The organism is Spirillospora albida, from assembly GCF_000718255.1.
GTDB lineage: Bacteria > Actinomycetota > Actinomycetes > Streptosporangiales > Streptosporangiaceae > Spirillospora > Spirillospora albida.
This window is the reverse complement of record NZ_JOFJ01000006.1, coordinates 209022-230358: the sequence shown is the minus strand read 5'-3', so window position 1 is coordinate 230358 and position 21337 is coordinate 209022. Positions and strand designations below refer to the sequence as shown.

17 protein-coding genes are annotated in these 21337 nt (G+C 73.6%); 6 read left to right on the top strand and 11 right to left on the bottom strand.

Annotated features, from left to right (window positions below; genetic code table 11):
• Positions 1 to 11: 11 nt before the first annotated feature.
• From IE99_RS0111315 to IE99_RS0111305, 3 genes are all read right to left on the bottom strand, one after another.
• A complete protein-coding gene (locus tag IE99_RS0111315) occupies positions 12 to 1337 on the bottom strand; it encodes an ABC transporter substrate-binding protein (protein ID WP_030167920.1) in 1326 nt (441 codons plus the stop codon).
• Positions 1334 to 2560, bottom strand: coding sequence for an ABC transporter ATP-binding protein (locus tag IE99_RS0111310; protein ID WP_030167917.1), 1227 nt, complete (start codon positions 2558 to 2560; stop codon positions 1334 to 1336). The genes IE99_RS0111315 and IE99_RS0111310 overlap by 4 nt, the downstream gene beginning before the upstream one ends.
• A 244-nt stretch (positions 2561 to 2804) precedes the next feature.
• Entirely contained in the window at positions 2805 to 3920 is a 1116-nt protein-coding gene (locus IE99_RS0111305; protein WP_030167915.1) for a M24 family metallopeptidase, read from the bottom strand.
• A gap of 80 nt (positions 3921 to 4000) precedes the next feature.
• Here IE99_RS0111305 and IE99_RS0111300 point away from each other — a divergent pair, with 80 nt between their 5' ends.
• Positions 4001 to 4921, top strand: coding sequence for a 5'-3' exonuclease (locus IE99_RS0111300; RefSeq protein WP_030167913.1), 921 nt, complete (start codon positions 4001 to 4003; stop codon positions 4919 to 4921).
• A 199-nt stretch (positions 4922 to 5120) separates the two neighbouring features.
• Here IE99_RS0111300 and IE99_RS0111295 read toward each other — a convergent pair whose 3' ends face one another.
• From IE99_RS0111295 to IE99_RS0111280, 4 genes are all read right to left on the bottom strand, one after another.
• The gene (locus IE99_RS0111295; RefSeq protein WP_030167911.1) at positions 5121 to 5309 is read right to left on the bottom strand and encodes a hypothetical protein; all 189 of its coding nucleotides are present in this window, start codon (positions 5307 to 5309) and stop codon (positions 5121 to 5123) included.
• 120 nt (positions 5310 to 5429) lie between these two features.
• A complete protein-coding gene (locus tag IE99_RS0111290; RefSeq protein WP_030167909.1) occupies positions 5430 to 5720 on the bottom strand; it encodes a DUF2470 domain-containing protein in 291 nt (96 codons plus the stop codon).
• On the bottom strand, positions 5717 to 6343 hold the full coding sequence (locus IE99_RS0111285; RefSeq protein ID WP_037559117.1) for a TetR/AcrR family transcriptional regulator: 627 nt from the start codon (positions 6341 to 6343) through the stop codon (positions 5717 to 5719). The genes IE99_RS0111290 and IE99_RS0111285 overlap by 4 nt, the downstream gene beginning before the upstream one ends.
• A gap of 20 nt (positions 6344 to 6363) precedes the next feature.
• A complete protein-coding gene (locus IE99_RS0111280; protein WP_245623161.1) occupies positions 6364 to 7755 on the bottom strand; it encodes an MFS transporter in 1392 nt (463 codons plus the stop codon).
• Between the two features lie 212 nt (positions 7756 to 7967).
• On the opposite strand from IE99_RS0111280, the gene IE99_RS0111275 reads away from it, so the two are divergent.
• Complete coding sequence (locus IE99_RS0111275) at positions 7968 to 10034, top strand: molybdopterin oxidoreductase family protein (RefSeq protein ID WP_030167904.1); 2067 nt, start codon at positions 7968 to 7970, stop codon at positions 10032 to 10034.
• A 130-nt stretch (positions 10035 to 10164) separates the two neighbouring features.
• Here the strand turns inward: IE99_RS0111275 and IE99_RS0111270 are convergent, their stop codons facing one another.
• Positions 10165 to 11619, bottom strand: coding sequence for an FAD-dependent oxidoreductase (locus IE99_RS0111270; RefSeq protein WP_084219430.1), 1455 nt, complete (start codon positions 11617 to 11619; stop codon positions 10165 to 10167).
• Positions 11616 to 14129 carry a nitrite reductase large subunit NirB gene (gene nirB / locus IE99_RS0111265; protein WP_030167901.1) on the bottom strand — a complete coding sequence of 838 codons (2514 nt, stop codon included), beginning with the start codon at positions 14127 to 14129 and terminating at the stop codon, positions 11616 to 11618. Before nirB ends, IE99_RS0111270 begins: the two co-directional genes overlap by 4 nt.
• Before the next feature lie 231 nt (positions 14130 to 14360).
• Here nirB and IE99_RS30205 point away from each other — a divergent pair, with 231 nt between their 5' ends.
• Together IE99_RS30205 and pgfA are read left to right on the top strand one after the other, a co-directional pair.
• Positions 14361 to 14744 carry an STAS domain-containing protein gene (locus tag IE99_RS30205; protein WP_051712384.1) on the top strand — a complete coding sequence of 128 codons (384 nt, stop codon included), beginning with the start codon at positions 14361 to 14363 and terminating at the stop codon, positions 14742 to 14744.
• Positions 14745 to 14873: 129 nt separating this feature from the next.
• Positions 14874 to 15830: a cell envelope lipid trafficking protein PgfA gene (gene pgfA / locus IE99_RS0111255; RefSeq protein ID WP_030167899.1), complete on the top strand. Its 957-nt coding sequence runs from the start codon at positions 14874 to 14876 to the stop codon at positions 15828 to 15830.
• A gap of 18 nt (positions 15831 to 15848) precedes the next feature.
• Here the strand turns inward: pgfA and IE99_RS0111250 are convergent, their stop codons facing one another.
• Complete coding sequence (locus IE99_RS0111250; protein WP_030167897.1) at positions 15849 to 17108, bottom strand: beta-ketoacyl-[acyl-carrier-protein] synthase family protein; 1260 nt, start codon at positions 17106 to 17108, stop codon at positions 15849 to 15851.
• Between the two features lie 149 nt (positions 17109 to 17257).
• A complete protein-coding gene (locus IE99_RS0111245) occupies positions 17258 to 17944 on the bottom strand; it encodes a DUF4142 domain-containing protein (RefSeq protein WP_051712383.1) in 687 nt (228 codons plus the stop codon).
• Between the two features lie 172 nt (positions 17945 to 18116).
• Between IE99_RS0111245 and IE99_RS0111240 the strand changes: the two genes are divergently transcribed.
• Both IE99_RS0111240 and IE99_RS0111235 read left to right on the top strand, forming a co-directional pair.
• Positions 18117 to 19904, top strand: a complete 1788-nt coding sequence (locus IE99_RS0111240; protein WP_030167892.1) for a thiamine pyrophosphate-requiring protein — start codon at positions 18117 to 18119, stop codon at positions 19902 to 19904.
• 122 nt (positions 19905 to 20026) lie between these two features.
• A complete protein-coding gene (locus IE99_RS0111235) occupies positions 20027 to 21199 on the top strand; it encodes an RNA-guided endonuclease InsQ/TnpB family protein (RefSeq protein WP_030167889.1) in 1173 nt (390 codons plus the stop codon).
• The last annotated feature ends 138 nt before the right edge of the window (positions 21200 to 21337 follow it).

The following is a 21337-nucleotide window of genomic DNA, read 5'->3' as shown; positions in this document are numbered from 1 at the left end:
CCCCTACCGGATCACTTGTAGGCGCTCGCGGCGGCGGCCTCGAGCTTCGCCTGCGTCCCCTTCACGTCCGACGGCTTCTGCACGAGCCCGCGCAGCGCCTCCCACATGCCCTTGCCGGGCGTCGCGCCGAACGCGGCGGGCGTCAGGTCGGACATGTCGTACCGGGCGGCCTCGCCGGCCTGCTGGAGCTGCGCGACGAGCTCCTTGGCCACCGGGTCGGCGTACGCGTCCGGCGGGACGCTCTTGTTGGGCGTCAGGTACCCGCCGAGCCCGGCCCAGATCTTCCCGGCCTCCGGGGACGCGAGGTACTTCATCAGCTCCTGCGCGCCCTTGCCGTCCTTGAGCGCGACGGCGACGTCGCCGCCGAGGATCGCCGGGGCGGTGGCGCCGGCCTTCGGGAACGCGAACACCTTCGCGTCCGTGCCGACCTTCGCCTTCGTCGTCCCGATGAGCGCGGCGGCGAAGTCGCCGCCGTACACCATCGCGGCCTTCTCCTGGCCGAACACCTGGGTGACCGACTCGTCGAACTTCGTCTTGGTCGCGGACGCGACCCCGCCGTTCAGGTACTCCGGCTTCCAGATCGCGGCGAGCGTGGTGAGCGCCTTCGCGACCGTCGGGTCGGTCCACTTGATCTCGTGCTTGGCGAGCTTGTCGTAGTTCTCCGGCCCCGCCTGCGACAGGTACACGTTCTCGAACCAGTCGGTCAGCGTCCAGGAGTCCTGCGGCCCGGCGGCCAGGGCGAACGGGGTGGTGCCCGCGTCCCGGATCGTGGCGGCGGCCTTCACCAGGTCGTCGGTGGTCGCCGGGGGCTGGACGCCCGCGTCCTCGAACGCCTTCGGCCGGTACCACAGGATCGACTTGTAGGCGGCCTTGACCATCACGCCGTAGGTCTTGCCGTCGGCGGAGCCCAGCTCCTTCCAGTAGGGCGCGTAGTTGGAGCCCACCGCCGACACGACGTCCGCGGACAGGGGCTTCAGGGAGCCCTCCTTCGCGTACTGCTGCATCAGGCCCGGCTGCGGCAGGATCGCCACGTCCGGCGGGGTCTTCGCCCCGATGCGCGGGCCGAGGTAGGCGTCGGTGTTCTCACCGGTCGAGGCGTAGGTGACGGTCGCGCCCGTCTTCTTCTCGAACGCCTGCAGCACCTTGCGGAAGTTGGTCTCCTCGGTGCCGGTCCACTTGGCGGCCACCTCGATCTTGACGCCCTTGAGCGCGGTCCCGCCGGCGGACGTCTCGTCGCCCGAACCGCCGCCGTCGTCGTCGCCGCCGCACGCGGCGGCCGACGCCAGCACCATCCCGGCCGCGACCGCGGCCGCCGTGAAACGCCTGTTGCCCCTCATCCCTCATCCTCCCTGGTCGGCCCGGCGTCCGATCCCCAGATCGACGCACCGGACTCGATATCGAAGAAGTGCAGGCGGCCGGTGTCGACTCGCACGGTCACCGGATCGCCCACCTTCACACGCGTTCGGGGGCTGAACCGCGCCACCAGGACCGTGTGGGGCGCCTCCAGGCCGCCCAGCACGTCGGTCCCCGCGTCGCGGGCGAGCTCCTTGGTGTCCTCGGTGACGACCTGCCCGGCCTCCACCGCGAAATGGACGAGCACGTCCGAGCCCATCGCCTCGACCAGGTCGGCCGACGACGTCAGCGTCGTGCCGTCCGGCGCGTCGACGAGCTCGGCGTCCTCCATGTCCTCCGGGCGGATGCCGACGACGACGTCCCGCCCGAAGTAGGACGCAAGCGCGGGGTGCCCGGTCAGCACCTCGCCGGCGAGCGCCAGCGTCTGGCCGCCGATCTCCAGGCGCGGGTTCGCCGCGTCCCCGGACAGCGTGCCCTTCAGCAGGTTCATGGCGGGTGAGCCGATGAACCCGGCGACGAACAGGTTCGCCGGCCGGTCGTACAGCTCCTGCGGCGGCGCGACCTGCTGCAGCTCGCCCTTCTTCATCACCGCGACCCGGTCGCCGAGCGTCATCGCCTCGGTCTGGTCGTGGGTGACGTAGATCGTGGTCACGCCGAGGTCGCGCTGGATGCGGGCGATCTCGGCGCGCATCTGGACGCGCAGCTTGGCGTCCAGGTTCGACAGCGGCTCGTCCATGAGGAACGCCTGCGGCTCCCGGACGATCGCGCGGCCCATCGCCACGCGCTGCCGCTGCCCGCCCGACAGGTTGCGGGGCTTGCGGGCCAGGTGGTCGGTGAGGCCGAGGATGTCCGCGGCCCGGTCGACCTTCTCCCGGATCTCCGCCTTCGGCACCTTCCGCAGCGACAGCCCGAACCCGATGTTGTCGCGGACGGACAGGTGCGGGTAGAGCGCGTAGCTCTGGAACACCATCGCGACGTCCCGGTCGCGCGCCGGGACCCGGTTCACGACCCGGCCGCCGATGGTGACGCTGCCCTCGGAGATGTCCTCCAGCCCGGCGACCATCCGCAGCGCGGTGGTCTTCCCGCATCCCGACGGCCCGACCAGAACGAGGAACTCCCCGTCCGCGACGTGCAGGTTCAGGTCCGTCACGGCGCGCGTGCCGTCGGGATAGACCTTCCCGACACCGGTCAGATCGACCTCGGCCACGGCGTCTCCTCCTCTTCCGGCAACGAACCGCACGGGCACTGCCCCGCGTGACAATGAGACTAGGAAGTACACGCACCGGTACCCCGCCCGCAATGTCGTCAGCCATCGGCGGCACATTTGGTGCAGAGATCGTTATGCACATGTTTCCGCTGTCTCACACCTGCCCCGGGAGTTCACGGCCGGGAAAAGGTGCGGGCGCGGACGGAAACCGTCCGCGCCCGCCCGTGCGAGGCCCCGCTGTTTGTCAATCGACGACGAAGAGGCCGTGGTCGACGACGTTCATCGGCTCGAATCCGTCCCGTGTGCACACGACGATGTCCTCGATGCGGGCGCCGTGCGGCCCCGGGTAGATGCCCGGTTCCACGGAGAACGCCATGCCCGCCTCCAGCGGCTCGGTGTTGCCCGCGACGATGTAGGGCTCCTCGTGCGACTCCAGGCCGATGCCGTGGCCGGTCCGGTGGAAGAAGTGCTCGCCGAGCCCGGCCGCCGCGATGACGTCGCGGGCCGCCGCGTCCACCGCCTCGGGCGTGACTCCCGGACGGACCGCCTCGCACGACACGCGCTGCGCCTCCTCCAGCACCGCGTGGTAGGCGCGGTAGTCGGCGGGCGGCTCCCCCACGCAGTAGTTGCGGGTGGAGTCGGAGCAGTACCCGGACGGCATGGTCCCGCCGATGTCCACCACCACGGGCTCGCCCGGCCCGATCACGCGGTCCGACAGCTCCGCGTGCGGGTTCGCGCCGTTCGGGCCGGAGCCCACGATGACGAAGTCGACGGTCGCGTGGCCCTCGGCGATGATCGCGTCGGCGATGTCGCGGCCGACCTCCCGCTCCGTCCGGCCCGCCCTGAGGAACTCCGGCACCCGCCGGTGCACCCGGTCGATGGCCGCGCCCGCCTCGCGGAGCGCCTCGACCTCCGCGGCGCTCTTGCGCATCCGCAGCTCCCGCAGCACCCCGCCCGCCGCGACCTGCTCGGCGCCGGGCATCGCGGCCCGGAACCGCAGCGCCATGACGGCCCACATCCGGTCGGCGAGCCCCACCCGGTCCAGGCCCTGCGGGAGCCTGCGCGCCGTGAGCGCGTACGGGTCGTCGGTCTCGTCCCACGGCACGAACTCGATGCCGAGCCGCCCCGCCGGGGACGCCTCGGCGGCGGGCAGCTCCAGCCGCGGCACGACCATGAACGGCTCCCCGGACGCGGGAACCACCAGGCAGGTCAGCCGCTCCAGCTGGTGCGCGTCGTACCCGGTGACGTACCGCAGGTCCGGACCGGGCGTCAGCAGCACCGCCCCCAGCCCGGCCTTCGCGGTCGCCTCGCGCACCCGCCCCACCCGCTCGCGCGGATACAACTCCGTCGTCACATCCATCCCGGCTCCTCCCCCGGCCACACCCTGCACTCGATCACGACGCGTCAATTCTGACGGACCGGCATGGCAGCATGAGCACCATGAGCGGGCTGATGCTGCTGGACACGCCGTCGCTGTACTTCCGCGCGTTCTTCGGGGTGCCCGAGTCGGTGACGGCGCCGGACGGCACGCCCGTCAACGCCGTGCGCGGGCTCATCGACATGATCGCGCGGCTGGTGCAGGACCGCTCCCCCGACCGCCTCGTGTGCTGCATGGACGCCGACTGGCGGCCGTCGTTCCGTGTCGAGGCGCTGCCCTCCTACAAGGCGCACCGGGTGGCGGCGGACGGCGGCGACCAGACGCCCGACGCGCTCGAGGCGCAGCTGCCGATCATCGACGCCGTCCTGGACGCGGTGGGGCTGGCGCGGGTGGGCGTCCCCGGCTACGAGGCCGACGACGTGATCGGCACGCTCGCCACGCGGGGCGCCGCCGCCGGGCCGGTCGACATCGTGACCGGTGACCGCGACCTCTTCCAGCTGGTCGCGGACGACGGCCCCGTGAACATCCTCTACACCGCGCGGGGCATCCGGAACCTCCAGGTCATGGGCGAGAAGGAGGTCGGGGAGAAGTACCGCATCCCCGGCCGCGGCTACGCCGACTACGCGACCCTGCGCGGCGACCCGAGCGACGGCCTGCCGGGCGTGCCCGGCGTGGGCGACAAGACCGCCGCCGCCCTGGTCACCCGGTTCGGCTCCGTGGCGGGCATCCTCGCGGCCCTCGACGCCGGCACCGAGGAGGGCTTCCCCGCGGGCGCCCGCCGCCGCATGGAGGCGGCCCGCGACTACCTGGCGTCCGCGGAGACGGTGGTGCGGGTCGTCACCGACATCGGCGCCCCCGAGCTCGGCTCCCTGGACGACCGCCTCCCCACCGCACCGCGCGACCCGGAGACCCTGGTCGCGCTGGCCGACGAGTGGAACCTCGGCAGCCCCGTGAACCGCCTCCTCAACGCCCTGTCCCGCTGACCCCGGCCGGTCACGCCGCCTTCCCGCGCCGCCCCGTTCATCGGTCCCGGCCGCCGCGCGGCTGTGGTGATGACCACCGCCCGCCGGCGGACGCGTCCTGGACGGCTCGGGCGGCGGCCCGGCTCGCGCCTCGCCGCACCTTGCGATGGGGCGACGCGCTCGCCGGGCCGGGGGCCTTTACGTTGTAGATCTGTACCGGTCAGCGGCGGCGCCGGGCGTGGGAGCGGGGGCGCCAGTTCGTGCTCGTGCCGACGCCGGCCAGGTGAAGGGCGAGCAGGAGCAGGCCGAGAACGGTCATGGTGCCGTTGTTGAAGGCGTCCGAGTAGACGTCCGCCAGGTCGAAGAGCAGGGCGATGGCGAAAACGATCGCCGCGACGATCGCGAGCATGTCGGCCTCCGGTCAAGGGAACGGGGGCCGCTTTCGGCCCCCGGGTCACCCCGCAGATGTCCGCACCCCCGCACGTCAAACGGCGGGTCAATTACGGACGTGCCCGGGACCTCAATTCGGTCAAGATCGATTGGCGAGCGCGGCGCGCGATTCGCGCGTCATTCGGACGACTTCGCGGCGGACCTGGTCGCGTTCGGTCGGCCTCTCACCCCACGGAATTCGGATCGCCGTCTCGCCGCCCTTCTCCGTGACGGCGAAATCGATGCCGTCGGCGTCGAGGCCGGTCATGCGGGCGGCGGTGGCGGCGGGGCGGCCGCCGAGCGCGCGGCAGATCGTGAGGCAGTCGGCGGCGTGGTCGTCGTTCATGTGCCGCGCGATCTGCTGGACGACGTCCTCGGTGAAGGCGGTCACGGTTCCTCCGGTTCGGGGCCGCGCAGGGCGCCCAGGATCGTGCCGGTCAGGACGCCGGCGGCGCGGTCGGCGGACAGCCGGCCCTCGTCGGCCTCCTGGGCGGCGGCGTGCATCAGCGTGTAGACGGTCGTGGCGAGCCATGCCGGCGGGGCGTCCGCAGTGAAGACGCCCTCGTCCTGGCCGCGGCGGACGAGGCCCTCGACGCGGGCGAGGACCGCGCCGTGCCGGTCGCGGACGCCGCCCGGCCCGAGGACCTCCAGCGCGACGGACAGCAGCGTCCGGTGCCGGTCCAGCACCCGCCAGGACGAGCGGACGAGGCGCTCGAGCGCCTCGTCCGCCGCGCCGGTGTCGATGTCGACGACGTCCAGGACGTCGTCGGCGGCGTCCAGGGACCGCTGGAACAGCGTCTCGACCAGCGCCTCCCGGGACGGGAAGTGCCCGTAGAGGGTGACCCGGCCCACCCCGGCGGCCTTCGCGATCTCGGTCATGCCCGCCGACGGGTTGCGGGACAGGCGGCGCAGGGCGGCGTCGAGGATGGCCTCGATGTTGCGCTCGGCGTCCGCGCGGCGCCGCGGGGGATCCGGCGCACGGCGCCGTACGGGATCCGGAGTGGGGCTGGGCATGCGTTCAGCGTAGAGGGCCGTCAGTGGGCGAAGACGGGGCCGTCTCCGGGTTCGGGGCGGCCGGCGGGGACGAGCAGCACCGCGAACGCGGCGACGGCCGCCGCCACGCCCGCGAACACGGTGAACGCGTCCTGGAAGCCGTCCACGGACGCGCCGCCGAGGCTCGCGCCGGCGAAGGCGGCGGCGAGCGCGACGCCGAGGGCGCCGCCGATCTCGTGGCCGGTGCTGACGATGCCGGACGCGACGCCGGCCTCGTCGTGCCCGATCCCGCTCATGGCGGTGGTGGTGGCGCACACGAATCCGGCGCCCGTCCCGGCGGCGAGCAGCACGAAGCCGGGCAGGACGTCGGTGAGGACGTGGCCGCCGGCCGGGACGCGCGCGAGCAGCAGCGCGCCCGCGGCGGCGAGGGCGAATCCCGTCGCGGCGACGGGGCGCGGCCCGATCCGTCCCACCAGGCCCGACGCCAGGTGGGCGCCGGCGATGGTGGCGAGGGCGGCGGGCAGGAACGCCAGGCCGGTCCGCACCGCGGAGAGCCCGAGGACGTGCTGCAGGTACAGCGAGCAGAGGAAGAACGCCGACAGCATCATGACCGACGCGGCCACCATGATCAGCCCGCCGGTCGCGATCGTCCGGCGGGCGAGGAAGGGCAGCGGCACGAGCGGGCTCCGGACGCCCCGTTCCACCAGCACGAACGCGATCGCGAGGACGGCGGACGCGGCGAGGGCGCCGAGAGCCGGGGCGCTACCCCAGCCGTCCTCCCCGGCCCGGACGAGGCCGAAAATGAGCGCGCCCGCGGCGAGCGTGCCGGTGAGCGCGCCGGCCGGGTCGAGGGGGCGGCGGACGGGGGGCACGGCGGCGACGGCGGACGGCAGCAGCGCCAGCACGGCGAGGCCGACGGGGACGTTCACGAAGAACACCCATTCCCAGCCGGGACCGCCGGCGAGCAGCCCGCCCAGCAGGACGCCGGCGGCGGCGCCGGTGCCGCCGATCGCGGCCCAGACGCCGAGGGCGCGGTGCCGTTCGGGGCCGTGGAAGGCCGTCGTGATGATCGCGAGGGCGGCCGGGGACAGCAGCGCGGCGCCGGCGCCCTGGACGGCGCGCCCGGCGATCAGGACGGTGCCGTCCGGCGCGAGCCCGCAGGCGAGGGAGGCGGCGCTGAACAGGGCGAGGCCGAGCAGGACGGCGCGGCGGCGGCCGAGGGCGTCGGCGAGCCGCCCGCCGAGCAGCAGCAGTCCGCCGAAGCAGAGGGCGTAGGCGGTGACGACCCAGGTCGCCTCGGTGCCGTCGAGGCCGAGGTCGGCGCCGATGGTGGGCAGCGCGACGTTCACGACGGTGATGTCGACGACGAGCATGAACTGGGCGAGGCACAGCAGGACGAGGGCGCGCCACCGCGCGGCGGGAGGGGAATGCACCGAGATCTCCTAACTCGAACAGACATGTTCAAGTTAGACTAGCCGGAGATCGAGGTGAATTGAACATCACTGTTCGGGTTATCGGTCTGACATCGCCCGTGTGTCGGATGTGAGGGCGACGTTGCGCAGGCGACACAGTGCGCACCCGGCCGCGTAACGGGGCCTGACTAGCGTCCGGACCGACAGGTGACGGTACGGACGGAGGACGGCGGATGGCGGGCAGCACGCCCACGCACTGCCCCTACTGCGCGCTGCAGTGCGGGATGACGCTCACGGGGGACGGGGTGGTCGCGCCGCGCGACGACGTGCCCGCCAACCAGGGCGGTCTGTGCCAGAAGGGCTGGTCGGCGGCGTCACTGCTGACCGTCCCGGACCGGCTGACCACGCCGCTCGTCCGGCGCGCGCCCGGCGGCCCGCAGGAACCCTGCACCTGGGACGAGGCCCTCGACCTGATCACCGCGCGGATCCGCGCGCTCCAGGGCGCGCACGGGCCGGACGCCGTCGCCGTGTTCGGCGGCGGCGGGCTGACGAACGAGAAGGCGTACCAGCTCGGCAAGTTCGCGCGGATCGCCCTGCGCACCTCGCAGATCGACTACAACGGCCGGTTCTGCATGTCGTCGGCCGCGGCCGCGTCGGGCCGCGCGTTCGGGATGGACCGCGGCCTGCCCGGCCCGATCACGGACGTCGCGGAGGCCGACGTGATCCTCATGGCGGGCGGCAACGTCGCCGAGACCATGCCGCCGTTCATGCGGCACATCGCGAGGCAGAAGGAGGCGGGCGGGGCGCTCATCGTCATCGACCCGCGCCGCACGGCGACCGCCCGCCAGGCCGACCTGCACCTGCAGCCGACGCCGGGCACCGACCTGGCGCTCGCCAACGGCCTCCTGCACCTCGCCATGACCGAGGGGTACCTGGACGAGCCGTACATCGCGTCCCGCACGTCCGGGTTCGCGGAGGTCCGCACGGTCGTGAACGGGTACTGGCCGGAGCGGGTCGAGCGCGTCACCGGGGTGCCGGTGGCGCACATGCGCGAGGCCGTCCGGATGCTGGGCACGGCGCGCAGGGCGCTGGTCCTCACCGCGCGGGGCGCCGAGCAGCACGCCCAGGGCGTCGACACCGTGACCGCCTTCATCAACCTGGCGCTCGCGCTGGGCCTGCCCGGCAGGCCCGGCTCCGGGTACGGGTGCATCACCGGGCAGGGCAACGGGCAGGGCGGGCGGGAGCACGGCCAGAAGGCCGACCAGCTCCCCGGCTACCGCCGCATCGACGACCCGGCGGCGCGGACGCATGTCGCGAAGGTTTGGGGCGTCGATCCGGACGCGCTGCCCGGCCCCGGCCGCTCCGCGTACGAGCTCCTCGACGCACTCGGCACCGACGGCGGCCCGAAGGCGATGCTGCTGTTCGGGTCGAACCCGGTGGTGTCGGCACCGAACGCCGCGTCCGTCCAGGACCGCCTGGACGCCCTGGACCTCCTGGTGGTGGCCGACTTCGTGCCGTCGGAGACCGCGCGGCGCGCCGACGTCGTGCTGCCGACCGCGCAGTGGGCCGAGGAGTCCGGGACGATGACGAACCTGGAGGGCCGGGTGCTGCGCCGCCGCCGCGCCGTCCCGCCGCCGGACGGCGTCCGCACCGACCTGGAGATCATCTCCGCGCTCGCGAACCGGCTGGCCGCCCCCGGCGACTGGAGCACCGACCCCCGGGCCGTGTTCGGCGAGCTGCGGGCCGCCAGCGCGGGCGGCGTCGCCGACTACTCCGGGATCACCTACGAGCGGATCGAGGCGGAGGGCGGGGTCTTCTGGCCCTGCCCCGCCGAGGACCACCCGGGCACGCCGCGCCCCTACCTGGACCGCTTCCCGACGCCGGACGGCCGCGCCCGCCTCCTCCCGGTCGAGCAGCGGGGGCCGGCCGAGGACGTGGACGCCGACTACCCGCTCTACCTGACGACCGGGCGCGTCCTCGCGCAGTACCAGTCGGGGGCCCAGACGCGGCGCGTCCGGGAACTGACGGCGGCGGCGCCGGAGCCGTTCGTGGAGATGCACCCCGACCTGGCCGAGCGCGCCGGCATCGAGGACGGGGCGCCGGTGCGGGTGGCCAGCCGCCGCGGAATCGCGGTCGCGAAGGCCCGCCTGACCGACACGATCCGCGCGGACACGGTCTTCATGCCGTTCCACTGGCCGGGCGCCGGCCGCGCGAACACCCTCACCAACGCGGCGCTGGACCCGACGTCCCGCATGCCGGAGTTCAAGGTCTGCGCCGTCAGCGTCGCGCCCGCGGGCTGACCCGCGCCCGCAAGGGGCCCGCCGCGCTCGCGGCGGGCCCCTTCGCCGTCCGCCCCCGCCGTCTCCGCGTCGGGACTCCGCCCATGCGGAAGGCCCGCGGCACGGGGCCGCGGGCCTTTCCGGCGGGTGCTCAGGCGTCCACCGACTCCTGCTCGTCGAGCCAGCCGAGGATGCCCTCCACGGCGGACCGGCAACTTCCGCAGCCGGTGCCCGCCTTCGTGTCGCGGGCGATCGCCTCGGGTGTGCGGGAGCCCTGCTGCCAGCACGCGCGGATGCGGCCCTTGCTGACGTTGTTGCAGTGGCAGACGGTCGCCGCGTCCGGCATGCGGACGGGCGAGGCGGCCTCGGCGGCGCCGGCGAAGCCGGGGAACAGCAGGTCCAGCCGCTCGGACGGCACAGGCGCGGAGCGGTCGTAGAGCTGGCTGAGCGTCCCCGCCGTGGAGGTCTCGCCCAGCAGGATCGCGCCGATCAGGCGCCCGTCGCGGATCACGGCCTTCTTGTAGGTGCCGCGCGCCGCGTCGGTGAACCGGACGACCTCGACGCCGTCGTCGTCGTCGCCGAAGTGGGTCTCGCCCATCGAGGCGAGCTCGATCCCGGCGGCCTTCAGGCGGGTGATCTGGCGGGCGCCGGTGAAGCGGGCCGCCGGGTCGGTGCCGGCGAGCAGGCCGGCGAGGACGCCCGCCTGCTCCCAGGCGGGCGCGACGAGGCCGTACACCTCGTCGCGGTGCTCGGAGCACTCCCCGATGGCGCGGACGGACGGATCGGTGACGGAGCGGAGCTCGTCGTCCACGATCACGGCGCGGCCGATCGCGAGCCCGGCGTCGCGGGCGAGGGACACCTCGGGGCGGACGCCGCAGGACAGGATGACGAGGTCGGCGTCGACGACCTCGGTCCCCCCGTCCGGCGTGGCCAGTTCCACGCCGGTGACGGCGCCGCCGGCCGTGCGCAGGCCCTGGACGTTCGCCTCCAGGCGGGTGCCGATGCCGAGGCGGTCGAGGGTGCGGGCGAGGACCTTCCCGGCGGCCGGGTCGAGCTGGCGCTCCATGAGGTGCCCGGCCAGGTGCAGGACGGTCACGTCCAGGCCGCGGCCGGCGAGCCCGCGGGCCGCCTCGATGCCGAGCAGGCCGCCGCCGACGACGACGGCGTGCCGTGCCCTGTCGGCGAGCCCGGAGATGCGGCGGCAGTCGTCCAGAGTGCGGAAGACCTCCGCGCCCTCGGGCAGCCCGTCGGTGAGGCCGGGCATCGGCGGGATGAACGCGGTGCTGCCGGTCGCGAGGACGAGGGTGCCGTAGGGCGTGGCCGTCCCGTCGGCGGCGTGCACGACGCGGGCCTCGCGGTCGATGCGGGTGACCTCGACGCCGAGCCGGGCGTCGACCCCGTGGGCGGCGTACCAGGCGGCGTCGACGAGATCGATGTGCTCGGCGCGGGTGATCCCGGCGAGGACGTTCGACAGCAGGACGCGGTTGTAGGGACGCTCGGTCTCGGCGCCGAACACCGTGATGGGGACGTCGCGGTCGCGGGCGCGCAGCTCGGTGACGAACCGCGCGCCGGCCATGCCGTTGCCGACGACGACGATGCCGGTCACTTGATCACCTCCAGCGGGAGCGGCTTGATCTGCTCCCGCTCGATCGCGAAGCCGATGCTCGGGTCGGGCTCCTGGGGGGCGTTGACGAACGACACGAACCGGCTGAGCCGGTCGGGGTCGGCGAGGGTGTCGCCCCACTCGTCGGAGTAGGCGGCGACGTGCCGCTCCATGGCGGCGTCGAGTTCGGCGCAGATGCCGAGGCTGTCGTCGACGATGACCTCGCGGAGGTAGTCCAGCCCGCCCTCCAGGGACTCCAGCCAGCTCGCGGTGCGCTGGAGCCGGTCGGCGGTGCGGATGTAGAACATGAGGAACCGGTCGATGTAGCGGATCAGCTCGTCGTCGGTGAGGTCGGTGGCGAACAGGTCGGCGTGCCGGGGCCGCATCCCGCCGTTCCCGGCGAGGTACAGGTTCCAGCCCTTCTCCGTGGCGATGATCCCGAAGTCCTTGCTCTGCGCCTCCGCGCACTCGCGGGCGCAGCCGGACACGGCCGACTTCAGCTTGTGCGGGGCGCGCAGCCCCCGGTACCGCAGCTCCAGCCTGATGGCCATGCCGACCGAGTCCTGGACGCCGAAGCGGCACCAGGTCGACCCGACGCACGACTTCACCGTCCGCAGCGACTTGCCGTAGGCGTGCCCGGACTCGAAGCCGGCGTCGACGAGGCGCTTCCAGATCTCGGGGAGCTGTTCGACGCGGGCGCCGAACAGGTCGATCCGCTGCCCGCCGGTGATCTTGGTGTAGAGCCCGAAGTCGCGGGCGACCTCACCGATCACGATGAGCCGGTCCGGGGTTATCTCGCCGCCGGGGATGCGCGGCACGACGGAGTAGGTGCCGTTCTTCTGCAGGTTGGCGAGGAAGTGGTCGTTGGTGTCCTGCAGGGCCGCCTGCTCGCCCTCGAGGATGTGCCCGTTGCCGAGGCTCGCCAGGATCGACGCGACGACGGGCTTGCAGATGTCGCAGCCGCGTCCGGTCCCGTGCTGCTCGACGAGCTGGGTGAAGCTCGTGATGCCCCGCACCCGGACGATGTCGAACAGCTCGGCGCGGCTGTAGGCGAAGTGCTCGCAGATCGCCTTGCTGACCTCGATCCCGGCCGCGGTCAGCTCCGCGTCCAGGAGCTTCTTCACGAGCGGGACGCAGCTGCCGCAGCTCGTCCCGGCCCGCGTGCAGTCCTTCACGGCGGGCACGTCGGTCAGGGAGTGATCGGCGATCGAGCAGCGGATCGACTCGGCCGAGACGTTGTTGCAGGAGCAGATGACGGTCGCGCCGGGGAGGTCTCCCCCGGCGGCCTCGGTGCCACCGAACAGCATCTGCTCGGGCGGTCCCGGCAGGGAGCCGCCGACGTAGGCGCGCAGCGTCCCGTACGACTCGGCGTCGCCGACGAGCACGCCGCCGAGCAGCGTCTTCGCGTCATCGCTGACCAGCAGCCTCTTGTAGATCCCCGCGACGGGGTCGGTGTAGGTGACGCCGAGCGCGCCCTGCTCCGGGCCGGCGAACGGGTCGCCGAAGCTGGCGACGTCCACGCCCATGAGCTTCAGCTTGGTCGACAGGTCGGCGCCCTCGAACACGGCGGTGCTCGACCCTCCGGCGGCCTCGGCGAGCAGCCGGTCCGCGACGACCTCCGCCATCGAGAAGCACGGCCCCACCAGGCCGTACACGGCGCCGCCGATGAGGGCGCACTCGCCGATCGCCCAGATCGCGGGGTCGGCGGTGCGGCACGCCTCGTCCACGACGATGCCGCCGCGCTCCCCGACCGGCAGCCCGCAGTCGCGGGCCAGCTCGTCGCGGGGGCGGATGCCGGCGGAGAACACGACCACCTCGGCGCCGATGTCCGTGCCGTCCGCCATGACGACCCGGGCGACCGCTCCGTCCTCCCCCGCCTCCAGGCGGCTCATGGGGGTGCCGGCGTGGACGGCCATGCCGAGGTCCTCGATGTGGCGGCGCAGCATCGCGCCGCCGCCCTCGTCCAGCTGCCGGGGCATCAGCCAGGGCGCGACCTCGACGACACCGCTGCGCAGCCCGAGGCCCTGCAGCGCGCGGGCCGCCTCCAGGCCGAGCAGTCCGCCGCCGACGACGGCGCCGGTCTCCCGGCCGTCCGCGTAGTCGCGGATCGCGTCGAGGTCGTCGATCGTCCGGTAGACGAACACGCCGGGCAGATCGCGGCCCTCGACCGGCGGGACGAACGGCGCCGAGCCGGTCGCGAGGACGAGGGCGTCGTACCGGACGACCCGCCCGGACGACGTCGTGACGGTCCGGGCGGCGCGGTCGATCGCCGCCGCGCGCTCGCCGTTGTGCACGGTCACCTCGGGGCCGTGCGGGGGGTAGGCGAGGTCGGCGCCCTCCAGGTACGTCGTCAGCGCGACCCGGTCGTAGGCGGTTCGGGTCTCCTCCCCGATGACGGTGACCGTCCACGCGCCGGCGGTGTCGCGGGCGCGCAGCGCCTCGACCAGGCGGTGCGCGGCGGGGCCGTGGCCGATCACGACCAGAGACTTGTCCGGCTTGTTACCTGCTCCCATGGCCCCGATCCTCGGCGAGGCACGTTTCCCGGCGGCGTCCCGCGTGTCACCCGGCCGTTAACGAGATCGTCCGGATGTGACCGGTCCGTTAACGGGCCCTCACGGCTGCGGTGGGCGCGATGCGGGCCGGACGGGACGGGACCTTCGTCCCTACAGGGCCGCCGCGGGTTCCCGCACGATGGTGCGAAGCACCGGAGCGTACCCGGACGAGCGGAAGGAGACGACCGGGCGATGAACGACCTCGCGGCCGTCCCGCGGCAGGAGTCCGCCTCGATCAGCGCGGCGGTGGAGCCGCTCATGGCGGGGATCACGCTGGTCACTCTGCGGGGGGAGCTCGACCTCGCCACCTGCGGCGCCCTCGACGACCTCCTCGCCGGGCTGGCGGGCCCCGGCACCCCCTACCTCGCGATCGACGCGGCCGAGGTCGCGTTCTGCGACTCGCAGGGGCTGCGGACGCTCCTCGCCGCGGACGAGCGGGCCCGGTCGTTCGGCGGGCGGCTCTGCTTCGTCCATCCGTCCGCTCCGCTCCGGCGGGTGCTGCTCGCGGGCGGGCTCGCCGAGCGGCTGCTGCCGCCGGCGCCGCCGGACGGCGTCGACCTGCCGTGCCGGCTGTGACGACGTAGGTCACAACGCCGGCGCCTCGCACTTGGGCGGCTGCACAGTCTTCCCAGGGGCTGTGCACCCGCCCATTCCCTTTTGCCCCGATATGGCATAGAAGGGTCCCCACCCCACAGGAGGCAGGCATTGCGTAAGTTCATCGGTCACGCCCTCACCGGCGCAGGAGCGTTCCTGCTCGTCGGAGGCGCCCTGGTCCGGTTCCAGGTGGCCCCGGCGCTGGTCGGCGCACCGGTCGACACCCACCAGGTCACGCGGTTCCACACGGGCGACGGAACCTTGTTCGACGCCAAGAACATGCGGGCCAGGACCGGCGTTGAGATCGTCGCGACCAACACCACGCGTGGTGACGTCAAGGCCTCCGGCGACGGCCGCGTCGTGTGGGACTCGGTCACGATCATCGAGGACCTCGCGACCAAGAACGTCGTCGACTTCCAGAAGCTCCGGGCCGCGTTCGACCGCCGGACCGGCGAGCTCACCAACTGCTGCAAGGCCGCGGTGCAGGACGACCCGGCCGTCAAGCAGTCCGGGCTGGCCCAGTACTGGCCGATCGGCCTCGAGAAGAAGGAGTACCAGGTCTTCGACATCTCGACGCGGCGCGCCTGGCCGGCGAAATTCGACGGCAAGGAGCGCGTCAACGGGGTGCTGACCCACCGGTACCAGCTGCACGTCCCGGCGACGAAGGTGGCCGGGAAGTTCCCCGACCTGCCGCCGGAGCTCCTCGGGCAGCCCAAGGGCGGCGCCTCGGTGCCGGTCGACCGCTACGTCCAGCTCGACAACACCTACTGGGTGGACCCCCGTACCGGTGTGTCGATCGACCAGCGCCGCCGGGCGCTGTCGACCCTGCAGCCCCGCTCGGGCGGGCCGGGCCGGCTCGTCGTGGCGCAGTTCGACCTGCGGATGACGCCCGAGTCCCGCGCGGCGCTCACCAAGAAGGCCGAGGACGGCGCCAAGAAGGTCCGCGTGGTGGAGGACGTCGTGCCGCTCGCCGCCACCGGCGTCGGCCTCATCACGCTCAGCCTGGGCGTGGCCATCACCACCAGCGGGCGCGGGCGGCGCCGCGCCTCCGGGACCCCCGCCCGCTGACCCGCGGCGGGCCGGTGCTCAGGCGGGCACCAGCACCAGCGCCGCGTCGTGGCCGCCGAAGCCGAACGAGTTCGACAGGACGGGCGCCGCCGGGATCCTCCGGACGGTGCCGTGGACGACGTCGATGCGGGCGGTGTCCTCGTCGGGCCCGGTGAAGTTCGCGGTGGGCGGCGCGAGGCCCTCGGCGGCGCCGAGCAGCGCCACCATGGCCTCGAGCGCGCCGCCCGCCCCGAGGATGTGCCCGGTCACACCCTTGGTGGCGCTGACCGGCGGGCGCACCGCGCCGAAGCACCGCTCGATCGCGAGGGCCTCGGCGCGGTCGCTGGACGGCGTGCCGGTCGCGTGCGCGTTGACGTGGCCGATCTCGTCAGGGGCCACGTCCGCGTCGCGGAGGGCGGCCGCCATGCAGCGGGCGGCGACGGTGCCGTCCGCGCGGGGCAGCAGCACGTCGGCCGCGTCGGTGGCGGCGGCGTACCCGGCCACCTCGCCGTACCCGACCGCGCCGCGCGCCGCGGCGCGGTCGGCGCGCTCCAGGACCAGGAACGCGGCCGCCTCGCCGATGACGAACCCGTCCCTGGCCGCGTCGAACGGGCGGCTCGCGTCGTGCGGCGCGTCGGCGCGGCGGGCGAGCGTCCCGATCCTGGCCATCGCCGCGATCGTGAACGGCGTGAGGACGGCGTCGACGCCGCCCGCGACGGCCGTGTCGACGCGGCCCGCGCGGATCGCGAGGGCCGCCTCGCCGATCGCGGTGGCGCCGGACGCGCACGCGGTCGAGAACGTCAGGCAGGGCCCCTCGTACCCGTGCCGGATGGAGATCCGCGCGGCCGTCGCGTTCGGCATGATCATCGGGACGGTGGGGACGGGCACCCGGTGCAGCGTCCCGGCGTGCTCGTGGCCGCCGAGCGCGACGACGGAGGCGAGGTTCGCGGCGGCCGTCCCGACGTAGACTCCGCGCCGGCCGGGATCGCCGCCTGGGCCGTCCGCGCCGAAGGCGTCGGCGAGGGCGTCGTCGGCGGCGGCGACGCCGAGCCGCGTCATCCGGTCGAGGCGGCGCCGCTCGGGACGGCTGAAGTAGCGCTCCTCCTCGAACGGCTGCGCCGGGCAGCCGTAGGACACCGCGGTCCCCGCCTCCAGCAGCTCGGGCACGTGGACGGCCTGGGACTTGCCCGCGAGGACGGCCGCGAGGACGTCGCGGGGCGTCCCGCCGGCCGGGCTCTTCACCCCGAATCCGGTGACGACGACCCGGGGCGTTCCATCGGCACGGCGTGCAGGGCTCATCCGTCACCTCGCGGCAGTGGGGGAAGGGGGGCAAGGTCTCGGAAGCTAGCGCGGAGCCGTCCGCCCGCACTTGCCCGTCCCCGCACATTCGGGAGGCGGCTTTTTGTCACACCCATGACACCGCGCCCGCCCGACCTGCGGCGCCGCGGTCAGCTCCCGGCGGGTGGCGCCGACGGCATCGGCATCCCGGGCGGGTGGGGGGCGGGCGCGCCGGACGCGTCCGGCATGGGCGGCAGCGCCTCCCCGCCGACGAGGCCGGTGCCCTCCAGCAGCCGCATGTGGGTGGCGACGAACGTCTCGCACTGCTGCGCGAACGTCCGCACCAGCGTGTTGCGGGTGCTGCCCCGAACGGCGGCGACCGCCGGGTAGATCCGGCCGTGCGCGAGGCGGAGCCGCAGGACGGCGGTCCGGTCGTAGTCGAGGCCCCTCTTGCCGGAGATCTCGGTGATCCAGCCCTGCTGCTCGGCGGTCGGCTCGTTCGGCAGCTCGACCCGCAGCCGCGCCGCGATCCGCCGGTCCAGGGCGTCCAGCCGCTCGTGCTGGCGGGCGATCTCCGCGAGGTTGCGGCGGGTCGCGGGCCGCACGGCGCGCCGCGCGGCCTCCCGGCCGACCGGGATCTCCCAGAGGCCCGCGAGCCGCACCTTCACGATGAGGTCGCGGTCGGCGGGGCCGACCGGCCCCCACGGGGAGTCGACGACCTGCGCCGTGTCGGCGGCGGGCCGCGCGCCGGGCACCTCTCCGATGTCGCCTTCGCGCACCATCGGGTCGCACGCGGCGGCGGCGATGGCCGCCCCGAGGACGGCGGCGGCGACGGGGGGCGCTCGGAACGGGCGCATGGGCGCTCCTCTCACTGCGGGGATCCGTACAGCGGTACGGACCGCGCCGCCGCCCGGTTCGCCCAGGGTCGTCCGGCGGTGATCCCGAGGGTCCGGGGTTTCGATCCCGTGCCCCGGGAAGCGCACCCCTTGACGGGCGGAGGCCGCCCGGGAACCGATGAGGGAGTGCCACATGGCGAAGCTGGTCGCCGACCACATCCTCGAACGGCTCCGCGACTGGGGCGTCGAGCAGGTGTTCGGATATCCGGGCGACGGGATCAACGGGCTGCTCGCGGCGTTCGGCCGGGCGGACGACCGGCCCCGCTTCATCCAGTCCCGGCACGAGGAGATGTCGGCCTTCCAGGCCGTGGGCTACGCCAAGTTCAGCGGCCTGCCCGGCGTCTGCATGGCGACGAGCGGGCCCGGTGCCGTCCACCTGCTGAACGGCCTGTACGACGCCAAGCTGGACCACGTCCCCGTCGTCGCGATCGTCGGGCAGACGGCCCGCACCGCGATGGGCGGCCACTACCAGCAGGAGATCGACCTGCTGTCCCTGTTCAAGGACGTGGCCAGCGAGTACGTCCACATGGCGACCGTCCCCGAGCAGTTCCCCAACCTGATCGACCGCGCCCTGCGGATCGCGCAGGCCGAGCGCTGCCCGACCGCCGTCATCGTGCCGGCCGACCTGCAGGAGCTGCCGTACTCGCCCCCCGGGCACGCGTTCAAGCACGTCCCGTCGTCGGTGCCGGGGTACGCGCCGCCCGTCACGATCGCGCCGGAGGACCAGATCGCCCGCGCCGCCGAGGTGATCAACGCCGGGTCCAGGGTCGCGATGCTGATCGGGCAGGGCGCCCGGTCCGCCGCCGCCGAGGTCCGCGAGGTCGCCGACATCACCGGGGCCGGGATCGCGAAGGCGCTGCTCGGCAAGGACGTCCTGCCCGACGACCTGCCGTACGTGACCGGGGCGATCGGGCTGCTCGGCACCCGGCCGTCCTACGAGCTGATGCGCGACTGCGACACGCTGCTGATCGTCGGGTCGAACTTCCCGTACACGCAGTTCCTGCCGGAGTTCGGGTCGGCGCGGGCCGTCCAGATCGACATCGACGGGCGCCTCGTCGGCATGCGCTACCCGACCGAGGTCAACCTTGTCGGGGACGCCGCGAGCACGCTGCGCTCCCTCATCCCCCGCCTCCGCCGCAAGGACGACCGGTCGTGGCGGGAGACCATCGAGGGCAACGTGGCCGAGTGGTGGGACACCGTCGAGCGGCAGGCCCGCGTGGAGGCCGACCCGATCAACCCGATGCTGCTGTTCTGGGAGCTGTCGTCCCGGCTGCCCGAGGACGCCATCGTCACGGCCGACTCCGGGTCCGCCGCGAACTGGTACGCCCGGGACCTGCGGTTCCGCGACGGCATGCGCGGCTCGCTGTCGGGCACGCTCGCCACGATGGGCCCGGCCGTCCCGTACGCGATCGGCGCGAAGTTCGCCCACCCGTCCCGTCCAGTGATCGCCCTGGTCGGGGACGGCGCCATGCAGATGAACGGGATGGCGGAGCTGCTCACCATCGCCCGCTACCGGGAGCGGTGGAGCGACCAGCGCCTCGTCATCGCGGTGCTGCACAACAACGACCTCAACCAGGTCACCTGGGAGCTGCGCGCGATGGGCGGCGCGCCCAAGTTCGAGGAGTCGCAGACGCTCCCCGACATCGACTACGCCGCGGTCGCGCGGGCCGCCGGCCTGGAGGGCGTCGTCGTCGACGAGCCCGGCCAGATCGGGCCCGCGTGGGACCGGGTGCTGGCCGCGGACCGCCCCGTCCTGCTGGACGTGCACTGCGACCCCGACATCCCGCCGATCCCGCCGCACACGCGGTTCGAGCAGCTCAAGGACGTCGCCGAGGCCATCATCAAGGGCGATCCCGACGCCTACGGAGTCGTGCGGAAGGGCCTGAAGACCAAGGCCCAGGAACTGTTCAGCCGCTCCTAACGAGAGCAGACCAGTTCTTCAGGGCCCGGGAGGAATCGCTTCCGTCGTGCCCGGCGCGCAGCGCCGCATGGATCGGCCGATCCCCCAGCGTGGTGACGGAGGGCAATGCTACGGTCACGAATGTGAAGATCGTCGTCCAGGTGAAGCTGGTGCCGACGCCCGAGCAGGCGGCGGCACTCGAGGCGACCCTGGACGCGGTCAACGTGGCCGCCAACCGGGTCTCGGGTGCGGCGTTCGCCGAGTTCGGGCTCAAGGCGCGGGAGATTCCGCTGCGCCGCCTGGTGTGCAGCGACCTGAAGGCCGCCGGGCTGGGTGCGCAGGCCGCCCAGCATGTGATCAAACGGGTGGTGAACGCCTACGCCACCCTGCGCGGGAACATCCGCAACGGCCGTCTCGGCGGCCCGGACTCCAAGCGGCGCCGCAAGGCCGAGTCCAAACCGATCACCTTCCGGACCGATGCGGCCCACACCTTCGACGACCGCAACCTGTCGTGGCAGTTGGACGCGGGCACGGTCAGTATCTGGACGGTGGCGGGCCGGATGAAGGGCCTGCGGTTCGCGTGCTCCCCCGTCCAGGCCAAGACCCTGAACGACCACCGGCACGGCGAGTCGGACCTGGTGCGGCGGGACGGAAAGTGGCTCCTGATCGCCACCTGCGACATCCCCGACCCGGAGGTTTTCGAGCCGGTCGACTGGATTGGCGTCGACCGCGGCATTGTGAATCTGGCCACCACTTCCGATGGTGATAACCATCAGGGCCGCCGCTTGGAGCGGTACCGGCGGTGGCAGGCCCGCAAACGCGCCGAACTGCAGGCCAAGAAGACCCGGTCGGCGGTGAGGTTGTTGGAAAAGCGGGCGCGGCGGGAGTCCCGGCACGCCACCCACATGAATCACAAAGTGTCCAAGCAGGTCGTCGCCGTCGCGGCACGCACCGGACGCGGGATCGCACTCGAAGACCTGAGTGGGATCCGCGACCGGGTCACGGTTTCTCGCGACCAGCGGGCGCGCCTGTCGTCCTGGCCGTTCCATCAGCTGGGTGAGTTCATCGCCTACAAGGCACGCTTCGCCGGGGTGCCGTTCCTGGAGGTGGATGCGGCCTACACCTCCCAGCGCTGCCCGCGCTGCGGCCACACCGACCGCGGCAACCGCCGCAGCCGGGATCACTTCATGTGTCGCCGGTGCGGTCTCGCTGGGCCCGCCGACGTCGTCGCCGGGGTCAACGTCCGCGACCGCGCACGCTCGGCGTGGGCCTTCGTCAACATGCCCGACCCCGCCCCGGCCCAGCACTACCGCTAGCCGGAGCGGGTGGATGCGACCCGTCACCGCCCCACCGTCGAGGGCAGTCGGGAGCGTAAGCAGAGCCCTGTCGGACCGAGCCTGCAATCTCGGCCCCTCGGAGCCGAGTAGTTGACCCGCTCCTGAGCCCCGGCGGCG

Bases quoted from the DNA above. Each gene is read 5' to 3' on its own strand.
- IE99_RS0111315 (WP_030167920.1), bottom strand. From the start codon at position 1,337: ATGAGGGGCAACAGGCGTTTCACGGCGGCCGCGGTCGCGGCCGGGATG.
- IE99_RS0111305 (WP_030167915.1), bottom strand. From the start codon at position 3,920: ATGGATGTGACGACGGAGTTGTATCCGCGCGAGCGGGTGGGGCGGGTG.
- IE99_RS0111300 (WP_030167913.1), top strand. From the start codon at position 4,001: ATGAGCGGGCTGATGCTGCTGGACACGCCGTCGCTGTACTTCCGCGCG.
- IE99_RS0111295 (WP_030167911.1), bottom strand. From the start codon at position 5,309: ATGCTCGCGATCGTCGCGGCGATCGTTTTCGCCATCGCCCTGCTCTTC.
- IE99_RS0111285 (WP_037559117.1), bottom strand. From the start codon at position 6,343: ATGCCCAGCCCCACTCCGGATCCCGTACGGCGCCGTGCGCCGGATCCC.
- IE99_RS0111275 (WP_030167904.1), top strand. From the start codon at position 7,968: ATGGCGGGCAGCACGCCCACGCACTGCCCCTACTGCGCGCTGCAGTGC.
- nirB (WP_030167901.1), bottom strand. From the start codon at position 14,129: ATGGGAGCAGGTAACAAGCCGGACAAGTCTCTGGTCGTGATCGGCCAC.
- IE99_RS30205 (WP_051712384.1), top strand. From the start codon at position 14,361: ATGAACGACCTCGCGGCCGTCCCGCGGCAGGAGTCCGCCTCGATCAGC.
- IE99_RS0111250 (WP_030167897.1), bottom strand. From the start codon at position 17,108: ATGAGCCCTGCACGCCGTGCCGATGGAACGCCCCGGGTCGTCGTCACC.
- IE99_RS0111245 (WP_051712383.1), bottom strand. From the start codon at position 17,944: ATGCGCCCGTTCCGAGCGCCCCCCGTCGCCGCCGCCGTCCTCGGGGCG.
- IE99_RS0111240 (WP_030167892.1), top strand. From the start codon at position 18,117: ATGGCGAAGCTGGTCGCCGACCACATCCTCGAACGGCTCCGCGACTGG.